This is a genomic window from Collinsella aerofaciens, from assembly GCF_009876115.1.
GTDB classification, from domain to species: domain Bacteria; phylum Actinomycetota; class Coriobacteriia; order Coriobacteriales; family Coriobacteriaceae; genus Collinsella; species Collinsella aerofaciens_N.
In genome coordinates this window covers 1-9,325 of record NZ_WWSY01000027.1, presented here as the reverse complement: position 1 = coordinate 9,325, position 9,325 = coordinate 1, and the positions used below count along the sequence as shown (strand labels likewise).

Here is a 9,325-nt window from a genome sequence, read left to right as displayed (position 1 = left end):
GTCGCGCTGCGACGAGAGGGCGCGGGCGGCCTCGAGGGCCTCGCCGCGGCCCGGGACCCCCGACAGGGAGTCCGGCACGCCCAGGGCGGTCCGCGCGATCACCGCGGCGTCGCGCTCGTCGGTCTTGGCCTCGCCGGCGAACAGGCCCGCGGCGCGGCTGGCGGCGAGCCCGGGCAGGTGGGCGACCCCGAGCCCCGCGGCGCGGGCCCGCCTCACGGCGAGGGACCCTATGTTGCGGAACTGGTCGACGACGACGAGCGTGCCGGCGGGCGCGGAGGCGAACAGCGCGTCGAGCTCGGCCTCCCTGTTGCGGACGGGGGCGCTGGCCAGCACCTCCCCGTCGCGGTCGATCAGGCAGGCCCAGTGCGACGACTTGCCGACGTCCAGGCCGAGCACGGCCGCGGGTCTGGTGGATGGCGCTTTCACGGTGGTATCCTTCCGGTAGTCGTTCGACCGGATGGCCTCCCCCTCGGCACTCACATTACCAGCCGCGGCGCCTGCCCGGCACTTTCCTATCAGCCGTCGGGGGCGGCGCGTCCCGCGCCGGCAGCACCCAACAGGCCCTCTCGGGGGCAGGGACGTTCGGCCGTGCGCGGGCGCCCGGTCGGCGGCCCGTTCTGGGCGCGCCTCAATCGTAGCCCGAGACGGTCCCGGGCTGACAATTTCGACTGTAATGGACGTTCTTAAACGACTAGTCATCGGGGACGGTCTTTGCTGACTCGCCGGCTCGTCGGCTGTGCTGGCAAGGACTGTCCCCAGCTGCCGGCAGGAAAGGAACGTCCCTAGCTGCCAGGCGGCGAGGCACTCATTTAAGTCCGTCCCCAATGAGTGGTTTTAAGTCCGTCCCCAATGAGTGGTTTCAGTCATTTAAGTCTGTCCCCAATGACTAAAGAACGTCCCCAATGACTAGGTGCCGTACTTGACTTTAACTCTGCTTTAACTGGTACCATCCTCTATGTCTGTAACGCCATATAGACAGAGGGGATATATCTATGACCGCAACTGCATCCGCCGCACCCGCCAAGGTGTACTTTACGAACCTGCGCACGCATGCTCGCGAGAGCCAGCTCGACAAGCTCAAGCGCCTCATTCGCCGCGCCGGTATTGAGCAGATCGACTTTGAGAACAAGTTCGTTGCTATCAAGATTCACTTTGGCGAGCTGGGCAACCTGAGCTTTTTGCGCCCCAACTACGCCCGCGCCGTCGCGGACGTCGTAAAAGAGCTGGGCGGCAAGCCCTTCCTCACCGACTGCAACACGCTCTACGTCGGTAGCCGCAAAAACGCGCTCGAGCACATCGACACCGCCTACCAGAACGGCTTCACCCCGTATGCCACGGGCTGTCAGATTATCATCGCCGACGGCCTCAAAGGCACCGATGAGGCACTCGTTCCGGTCGAGGGCGGTGAGTACGTGCACGAGGCCAAGATCGGCCAGGCACTCATGGACGCCGACATCGTGATCAGCCTCACCCACTTTAAGGGCCATGAGCAGGCCGGATTTGGCGGCGCCATGAAGAACCTGGGCATGGGAGGCGGCAGCCGTGCTGGCAAGATGGAGCAGCACGCCGCCGGCAAGCCGAATGTCGATACCACCAACTGCGTGGGCTGCCACGCCTGCGAAAAGATCTGCGCGCACAACGCCGTCTCGTTTGACGACACCCGCGAGCGCGAGCTTGCCAACGGTAGTACTCGCACGGTACACGTGGCCGCCATCGACCACAATCGCTGCGTGGGGTGTGGGCGCTGCATTGCGGCGTGCAACCAGGACTGCATCAAGCCCGGCTATGACGCTGCGGCCGATGTGCTCAACTACAAGATCGCCGAGTACACGAAGGCTGTCGTCGACGGCCGCCCGAGTTTCCACATCTCGCTCGCTATGGACATTAGTCCCAACTGCGATTGCCATCCCGAAAACGACACGCCCATCGTCAACGATATCGGTATGTTCGCGAGCTTCGACCCGGTCGCCATCGACCAGGCTTGCGCCGACGCCGTCATGACATCCGAGCCGCTGCCCAACACCGAGCTCACCGATAGCGCCGCTAAGATGGAGCACAATCACGAGCACCTGGAGGGCGAGCAGGCACACGACCCCTTCTGCATCACGCATCCCGACACCGACTGGCGCGCGTGCATCGCGCACGCCGAAAAGATTGGCCTGGGCACGAGCGAGTATGAGCTCATCGAGGTCAAGTAGCGTCCGGTTATTGGACAAATCGCGTTCTTTTAGCAGCGCAACGTAAGTAAAAGCCGCCCGTGAGCACAGCGCTCACGGGCGGCTTTTCGGAAGCGAGGTGAAAAATCGAATACCGCCGACCACAAGGCGTTTTAGGCAACAAAACCCCAGACGTTGCTTTTTGCCTAAAAGTGCTCGTCGAGGAAGTTATTGACTGTGTTCCAGTAGAGCTCGGGGTCAACTTGCGCACTCTTGGCGTGGGTGGCGCCATGGATGGTGAGCTTTTGCTTGACCTTGCTGGCGCACGCCTCGTAGTTTTGGTCGAGCATACTGTACGGTACAAAGGTGTCCTGGTCGCCGTGGATAAACAGCATGGGAACCGTCGCGTGTTTGAGTTGCTCCACACTGCTCGCCTTATGAAAGTCGTAGCCCGCGCGCACGTTGCACACCAAGTTTGCTACATCGAGCAAGGGAAAGCTGGGCAGGCCGAACACATCCTTGAGCTGCAGGGAAAACTCGTCCCAAACGCTCGTATAACCGCAGTCCTCGATAATGCATTTTACGTTTGCGGGCAGAGATTCCCCCGCGACGTTCATGGCGGTTGCCGCACCCATCGACTCGCCAAAGACCAGGATGCGCGCCTCGGGGTCAGCCTGAACGATTCGCTCGATCCATGCGACGATGTCGAGGCGCTCGGGCCAGCCCATGCCGATATAGTCGCCGCCGGAGCGCTCGTGGGCGCGGGCGGCTGGTGCGAGTACGTTCATGCCGCGGTCGTGGAATCGTTTGGCGTATCGGGCCATACCGATGGGCTCGTTGGTATATCCATGCAGGCAGACGGCGTAGTCGTGCGTGCTCTCCGGTGCAGCAAAATACCAAGCGGCGAGCTCGGTTCCGTCATCTGCGGTGAGGCTGCTGCTCTCGCGGTTCTCTTTAAACCACGCCCGCGCCTCGGTTTCCTCGGCATCCGGCTGCTCACCTTTTTTGTCGGCCTTACCATCCTGCATCATCTTCATGGTGTACGGCGCTTGGGGGTTCAGGGCAAAGTCGAACAAGAAGTTGCCGGCAAACCCTAGCAGCGCGACAACGAGCACCAGCGCAACGACGCCGGCTATCTTGAGCTTTCGATGGGAACGTGCGTTTTGAGACATAAGAAGCTTTCCTATAAGATGTTAATACATCAACATTTAATGCAAGCGCATTATGGACGTTCGCCGTTGATGCGTCAACAGGCAAAGAATGGGTAAACAAAGGGTCACGTATGGTGCAAATTTCGCACGTACCTAGACGCTTTGATATAGTGTTGAGAACTCTTTACGTTGGAGGATGTAACCGGCATGTCCGATTCGAGCGACAGTTCTAAGCCGCGACCCAAGACCGCGGCCGTTCCACACTACACGGTGGGTGAGGAGATCATGAACTCCGTCACCCATGGTGTCGGCTGCCTGCTGGGTATCGCGGGCCTGGTGCTCCTGATCGTATTCGCCGCCCTGCGCGGCGGAGGCCCGGCCCACATGGCCGCGGCGATTGTCTATGGCGTCAGCATTATCCTCGAATACCTAGCCTCCACGCTCTACCACGCGATTCAGCCCGCGCGCGCCAAGCGCGTGTTTCGCATCATCGATCACAGCTGCATCTACCTGCTCATAGCCGGCAGCTATACGCCGTTTTGCCTCATCACGCTCGCAAACGACGGCGGCGCTGTGCTGTTCTTTGCCGTATGGGCCATCGCCATCATCGGCATCGCCCTCGAGTGCTTCCTGCGCGAGCGCCAGCCGCATTGGGTAAGCGGCCTGGTCTATCTGCTGATGGGCTGGCTCGTTGTCTTTAAGCTGCCTGAACTTGTGGCGCTGCTCAACCCCGTGGCACTTGCCCTGCTCGCCGTCGGCGGCGTGTGCTACACCGCGGGCGTGCCGTTCTATATCGCCAAAAACGTGCGCTATCTTCACAGCGTGTTTCACCTGTGGGTACTCGCCGGCAGCATCTTCCAGTTCATGGCGGTGATCCTCTTCGTAATCTAGCGACCACGCCTGCGCGCCCGTGTCCTTGTTTGGGCGCCGGTGCAATTGCCGTATCCGCCGTCAACGTTTTAATCCGACGTCCCGAATCTTGGAGGTTCGAGAAACTCCCGATGGACATAACCATCTCCCTTATCACCACCCTCGTTTTGACCCTCATCAACGGCTACTTCTCTATGTCCGAGATGGCGCTCACCACGGCCAAGCGCGCCGTGCTGGAGCACGAGGCCGAGGAAGGCGACAAGCGCGCCGAGCGTGCCATTAAGCTGGCTGCCGACTCCGACCAGCTGCTCGCCACCATCCAGGTCGCCATCACGCTCGTGGGCTTCGCCTCGTCCGCCGTCGCCTCGACGAGTCTGTCCGACCCGCTCGCCACGTGGCTCATGAGCTTTGGCATCGCGCCGCTTTCCGCCATCGCGCGCGGCCTGGCGCCGGTCATCATCACCGTCGCGGTCGCCTTCGTGTCCATCGTGATCGGCGAGCTTGTGCCCAAGCGCATCGGCCTGGCCAACGCCGAAGGCGTGTCCAAGCAGGTCGTGGGGCCGTTGTCGTTTTTCCAAAAGATCGCTCGTCCGCTCGTGTGGCTGACCGGCGCTTGCTCCGATGGCCTGGCCCGCATCCTGCGCATCAAGAGTGCCGACGACCGTCAGAACGTCTCGGAAGAAGAGATCAAGTACATGGTCTCGGAGCAGGACGACCTGCTCGACGAGGAAAAGCGCATGATCCACGAGATCTTCGACCTGGGCGACACCGTTGCCCGCGAGGTCATGGTGCCGCGCGTGGACACCACCATGTGCGAGGACGACGAGACGGTCGCCGACGTGCTGTCCACCATGCGCCAGACCGGCTTTAGCCGCATCCCCGTCTATCACGAGGATCCCGACAACGTCGCCGGCATCGCGCACATCAAGGACCTGATTCAGCCCGCGCTCGACGGCAAGGGCGACCAGCCCATCGCCGGCTTTTTGCGCGACGCCACCTTTGTGCCCGACACCAAGGACATCCTGCCGCTGCTGTCCGAGATGCAGACCTCGCACGACCAGATCGTGGTGGTCGTGGACGAGTACGGCGGCACGGCCGGCATTATCACTATCGAGGACATCGTCGAGGAGATCGTCGGCGAGATCGAGGACGAGTTCGACCCCGACAACAAGTATCTCACGCGCCTTTCGCGCCGCGAGTGGCTCGTTGATGGGCGTTTTTCGTGCGATGACGCGATTGAGCTTGGTTGGCCGCTTGAGGAAAGCGATGATTATGAGACCATCGCCGGCTGGATTTTGGAGCTTTGCGACTCGGTGCCCGACATCGGAGAGGTGTTTGAGGTTGCGGGGTACAAGTTTAAAGTGCAGTCGATGCGTGGCCAGCGCATCTCGCTCATTCGCGTGATCGCTCCGGCCGAAACCGATAAGAAGGATTCCGAGTCTTCGGTAGACGAGCCGACGACGTCGGGTGCGGGTTCCGCGAATCCGCACGACGGCGACGAGTAGGACAAGGAAGAGTAGGGGAGAGTTATGGCAGGCCTGTTTAACATCCTTAAGGTCACCGTCAGCGAGGACAAGATCTGCGCGCACGTGCTGGTGAACCCCGGCATGCCGCTCATGACCTCGGAGGATATCGAGGCTACGGCGCGCGTGTATTACCTGGTGCCGGCGATTGCCAAGCACCTGTGCCTGGGTGATTCCGGCCGCGAGTTCCAGGACTGCATGGGCCAGACCGAGCTTTGCCATCTGCTTGAGCATGTGACGGTCGAGCTCATGAACGAGACCGGTCTTGCCGGTAGCATCTCGTGCGGCCGCACGCGCGTAAGCGAGCACGACGAGCGCGTTTTTGAGGTTGAGCTTTCGTGTCCCGACGACGCGCTGGCCATCGGTGCGCTGTCTTCGGCCACCTTTATGATGGACTGGGCGTACCTGCACGCCGACCAGCCTGCCCCCGACGTGGAGGGCACGGTCGCGGGCCTGCGCAACCTGGTGCTGGGCATGCGCGCCGAGGCCGAGGGCAAGGATCCTCACGAGGCCGTCGCCGCTGCGAACGGCGAAGATGCTGCCGAGGACGAGGGCGCTGACGAGGGCGATGTGCCGGTCGACGCCGAGCCCGTTGCCGATGCGACCGCCGAGCCCGTTCCCACCGAGCCCCAGGGCGTCCCCAACTTTGACGACGAGCCCCAGGTGGCGATTGATACCGAGGGTGCGGTTGCCGAGAACCACGAGGCCTCCGCTGCCGTCTTTGGCGGTGCGGCGACGGTTCCGGCAGGACCTGCGCATGAGGGCGGCCTGCCGCTCGTGGACGGCGCCGGCGAGGACCCGGGTGCCACGGTGGCCATGCCGTCTATGCCTCAGGAGTAGGCCTACGCGTTTATCACCATCACGTACCTGCGCCTTTGCCGTACACAGATGAGCGGAGCGGCAAGTGATGCGCTGCGGGTATAATGGACAGCATTCAAACGGTGGGCACCGACGTGCCCGCAGGAGAGGAATGATCATGGGTAAGACTTTCAGCTTTGTCTCCGGCGCACTTTTTGGTGCCGCTGCCGGCGCTATTGTCGGCGTTGCTCTGGCCCCGCGCTCGGGCGCCGAGACCCGCGCCATGGCTGCCGATATCGCCAACGACGCCTGGGACAATATGCGCGACACCTACGAGCACAGCGCCGAGGAGGCCCGTGCTGCGGTGAATGACTTTGGCCCGATGGTCGACGCCAAGACCGACGACCTGCGCGCCAAGGTCGACCTGGCCCGCGAGCGCATGGACCAGCTGCGCGAGCAGCTCAACGACGCCATTTCGGGCGGCAACGTGACGCCTGCCGCCGACGTCGTGGTCGAGAACGCCGTCGAGGCTGATACCGAGGCTGCGGAGCCCTCGACCGAGGCATAATGCGCGCCGGGGATTTTGTCGGCGCCAAGATCTATCGCAAGCCTACCGAGGACAAGCGCACCAAAAAGGACGGCACGCCGCGCAGCCCTAAAAAGCTCGGAAAGATTCACTTTCCGGTCTTTACCCCGGGCGGTACGCGCGTGGTCGGCTTTATGGTCCGCCAGTCCGATATCGCGGGCATGATCGAGCGTCCCGACCGATTCGTAGCGCTCGACGCCATTGGTGTCTACGAGGGCGCCATTGCGGTCGATGACGTCAAGGACACGTACGATGCCGCCGCCGCCAAGCGCCTCGACATCAACCTGGACGATTGCATCATCTGGGTCGGTATGGACGTGCGCACGGAATCGGGCGACGTCGTGGGCTATTGCTCGGACGTTGAGTTCAAGCCACGCTCGGGCATCGTGCAGGCATTCTATGTGACCGCCGGTGCTGCTTCGAGTGTTTTGGTTGGTGACACGCAGGTGCCGCCGACGATGCTGCGCGGCTACGAGAACGGCGCGATGGTCGTCTCGGACGAGGTCAAGTCGCTCGGGTATTCGGGCGGCGCCGCCGCAAAGGCTGCCGAGGCAAGCGTCGTGGTGGGCGATAAGGTCAAGAAGGGCGCCAAGGTGCTCGACGACAAGGGATCGGTTGCCGTGGACAAGGGCAGTCGCGCACTGGGCAAGCAGCTCGGCAAGACGCGCGGCATGTTCAAGGCCTTTAAGGACGAATACCAAAAGGCGAGCGGAGGCTCGTCAAAAGCTACAAAATAGCGACGTACCAAATGATGGGAGGCAAGCCGGAGACCTGTTGCTCCGGCTTGCTGTGTTTATGGGGGAGGGCACATGCGCCAAAACGGATCCAACTTAAACGGGCGTTCGGGTGCGCGTCCGACGGCGCGCCGCGACCTGGGGCAGCTGCCCAGCGGTCAGCGCAAGCGTCACCGTAAGCCCGGCGCGATGTATCTCAACCATAGCCGCGGCTTTAGCGATCGCAGCGCTCGCATCGGCAACAGCCGCACACCCCGTCGTTCGTCTCGCCTGCCCTATGCGCTCATCGCCGTGGGTTGCGCGCTCGTGCTGTTTATCGCTGCCGTCGTGGGCTACGTCAACCGCAGCGTGGACGTGGAACTTAACGGCCAGAAGACCGCGGTGCGCGTGGGCTCTACGCTGCAGAATCTCATCGACGACCAGGAGTTGACTGACACCTACGACGCAGGCGACCTGCTGGCCGTCGATGACAGCGTGCTCAAGCGCCATGGGGGCGAAAAGCTGTCGGTGAAGGTCGACGGCAAGCGCGTGAAGCAGGGCAAATGGGATAGCCGCGAACTCGAGGGCGGCGAGAAGGTGACGGTCAAGGATGGCCGTAACACCTACGAGAAGCACGAGGTTCAGGCTACGGTTATCGAGCCCAAGCTCAAGGTCGAGGGCACGGGCGCTATCGAGTATGTGCAGACGTGGGGTGTCCAGGGCCGCTCCGAGGTGTGGGTTGGTGAGCAGTCGGGCAAGACGCAAGACCGCGGCGAGGTTGTGTCCGCCACCGATTGCGTTGTTGCGTGCGCCAGCGTGGCGCCCAAGGGCAACAAAAAGTACGTGGCGCTGACGTTTGACGAGGGTCCGAGCGGCGCCACCAAACAGATCTTGCAGGTGCTCAAGGAAAAGGGCGTCACCGCGACGTTCTTCCTTTCGGGCGATGCGGCCGAGGCCTCGCCTGCCACGGCCAAGGCGATTGTCGATGCCGGGTGCGAGATCGGATCCAACAGCTACAGCGACGATTCGCTCAAGGGTCAGGACCGTGAGGCGGTACGCGAACAGATCACGAAAGGCACCGATGCGATTAAGTCGGCGACCGGCGTGAAGACGATGCTACTGCGTGCTCCCTACGCTGCCTTTGACGAGCAAAACTGGATTGATGCGATGGACCTGGTCTCCGCCGTGGTCTCGTGGAATATTGACTCGGGCGACTGGCTGCTCAACGGTGCCGACGAGCAGGTCTCGACGGTGCTCGATTCGGTGACGCCGGGCAATATCGTGCTGCTCACCGATAGAGACGAATGCGCCGAGCAGACGCTCGAGGCGCTGCCGCAGATTATCGACGGCCTCATTGCCGACGGCTACAAGATCGTGACGCTCAGCGACCTGGTCAAGACGGACACGTCGCTGAGCAAAAAGCTCACCTCGCTGACGAAGGCCACCATGCCCAAGGACGCCGTGTTCCCCCAACCTGCCGAGGACGAAGACACCACAGAGTAACCACAGAGTAGTCATTGGGTAGTCA

The 9,325-nt window shown here is 62.3% G+C and carries 9 protein-coding genes; 7 read left to right on the top strand and 2 right to left on the bottom strand.

Going from position 1 to position 9,325, the window contains the following annotated elements; all coding sequences use genetic code 11:
- The coding region (locus GT571_RS09850; RefSeq protein WP_161156965.1) for an IS110 family transposase at nt 1-426 on the bottom strand (426 nt) is incomplete at its 3' end.
- 566 nt (nt 427-992) lie between these two features.
- Between GT571_RS09850 and GT571_RS09845 the strand changes: the two genes are divergently transcribed.
- Nucleotides 993-2,198: a DUF362 domain-containing protein gene (locus GT571_RS09845; RefSeq protein ID WP_161145535.1), complete on the top strand. Its 1,206-nt coding sequence runs from the start codon at nt 993-995 to the stop codon at nt 2,196-2,198.
- 164 nt (nt 2,199-2,362) lie between these two features.
- Here GT571_RS09845 and GT571_RS09840 read toward each other — a convergent pair whose 3' ends face one another.
- Nucleotides 2,363-3,328 (bottom strand): alpha/beta hydrolase, encoded by a 966-nt coding sequence (locus tag GT571_RS09840; RefSeq protein ID WP_161145534.1) that lies wholly within the window; start codon nt 3,326-3,328, stop codon nt 2,363-2,365.
- A 186-nt stretch (nt 3,329-3,514) separates the two neighbouring features.
- On the opposite strand from GT571_RS09840, the gene trhA reads away from it, so the two are divergent.
- The 6 genes from trhA (at nt 3,515) to GT571_RS09810 (ending at nt 9,300) form a co-directional block, all read left to right on the top strand.
- Nucleotides 3,515-4,198 carry a PAQR family membrane homeostasis protein TrhA gene (trhA, locus tag GT571_RS09835; RefSeq protein WP_172676303.1) on the top strand — a complete coding sequence of 228 codons (684 nt, stop codon included), beginning with the start codon at nt 3,515-3,517 and terminating at the stop codon, nt 4,196-4,198.
- Nucleotides 4,199-4,308: 110 nt separating this feature from the next.
- Complete coding sequence (locus GT571_RS09830; RefSeq protein WP_055285343.1) at nt 4,309-5,682, top strand: hemolysin family protein; 1,374 nt, start codon at nt 4,309-4,311, stop codon at nt 5,680-5,682.
- A gap of 24 nt (nt 5,683-5,706) precedes the next feature.
- On the top strand, nt 5,707-6,540 hold the full coding sequence (locus GT571_RS10130) for a cyanophycin synthetase family protein (RefSeq protein WP_240128784.1): 834 nt from the start codon (nt 5,707-5,709) through the stop codon (nt 6,538-6,540).
- 136 nt (nt 6,541-6,676) lie between these two features.
- The gene (locus GT571_RS09820; RefSeq protein ID WP_035136593.1) at nt 6,677-7,066 is read left to right on the top strand and encodes a YtxH domain-containing protein; all 390 of its coding nucleotides are present in this window, start codon (nt 6,677-6,679) and stop codon (nt 7,064-7,066) included.
- Nucleotides 7,066-7,821, top strand: a complete 756-nt coding sequence (locus GT571_RS09815; protein WP_055252569.1) for a PRC-barrel domain-containing protein — start codon at nt 7,066-7,068, stop codon at nt 7,819-7,821. Before GT571_RS09820 ends, GT571_RS09815 begins: the two co-directional genes overlap by 1 nt.
- 72 nt (nt 7,822-7,893) lie before the next feature.
- On the top strand, nt 7,894-9,300 hold the full coding sequence (locus tag GT571_RS09810; protein WP_240128782.1) for a polysaccharide deacetylase family protein: 1,407 nt from the start codon (nt 7,894-7,896) through the stop codon (nt 9,298-9,300).
- Nucleotides 9,301-9,325 lie beyond the last annotated feature (25 nt).

Coding starts and splice junctions, on each gene's coding strand:
- GT571_RS09845 (WP_161145535.1), top strand. CDS start 993: ATGACCGCAACTGCATCCGCCGCACCCGCCAAGGTGTACTTTACGAAC.
- GT571_RS09840 (WP_161145534.1), bottom strand. CDS start 3,328: ATGTCTCAAAACGCACGTTCCCATCGAAAGCTCAAGATAGCCGGCGTC.
- trhA (WP_172676303.1), top strand. CDS start 3,515: ATGTCCGATTCGAGCGACAGTTCTAAGCCGCGACCCAAGACCGCGGCC.
- GT571_RS09830 (WP_055285343.1), top strand. CDS start 4,309: ATGGACATAACCATCTCCCTTATCACCACCCTCGTTTTGACCCTCATC.
- GT571_RS10130 (WP_240128784.1), top strand. CDS start 5,707: ATGGCAGGCCTGTTTAACATCCTTAAGGTCACCGTCAGCGAGGACAAG.
- GT571_RS09820 (WP_035136593.1), top strand. CDS start 6,677: ATGGGTAAGACTTTCAGCTTTGTCTCCGGCGCACTTTTTGGTGCCGCT.
- GT571_RS09815 (WP_055252569.1), top strand. CDS start 7,066: ATGCGCGCCGGGGATTTTGTCGGCGCCAAGATCTATCGCAAGCCTACC.
- GT571_RS09810 (WP_240128782.1), top strand. CDS start 7,894: ATGCGCCAAAACGGATCCAACTTAAACGGGCGTTCGGGTGCGCGTCCG.